This is a genomic window from Ewingella sp. S1.OA.A_B6, from assembly GCF_049889095.1.
Taxonomy (GTDB): domain Bacteria; phylum Pseudomonadota; class Gammaproteobacteria; order Enterobacterales; family Enterobacteriaceae; genus Ewingella.
On sequence record NZ_JBLJFK010000071.1, the window covers coordinates 1 to 279 of the forward strand.

Genomic DNA, 279 nt, shown 5'->3' on the forward strand with positions numbered 1-279 from the left:
GATCCACGGCAAGCGCGGCAAGCAGCGCAGCGTGCACAACACGTACTTCACGCTGCCGGTGCTGTTCGCGATGCTGTCGAACCACTACAGCATGACGTACGCGAACAAGCACAACTGGGTCGTGCTGGTGCTGATCATGCTGGCCGGCGTGCTGATCCGCCAGTTCTTCATCCTGAAGCACAAGGGCGTGGTGAACTGGGCGTATCCGGCAGGTGGCGTGGCTGTGCTGCTGGGCGTGGCCGTATGGCTGGCGCCGGTGCCGCGTCCGGCCGAGCCGGT

At 64.9% G+C, this 279-nt stretch carries 1 protein-coding gene; it reads left to right on the forward strand.

The window, feature by feature from the left end; genetic code table 11:
- The coding region (locus tag ACMV8I_RS21520; protein WP_498867162.1) for a urate hydroxylase PuuD at positions 1-279 on the forward strand (279 nt) is incomplete at both ends.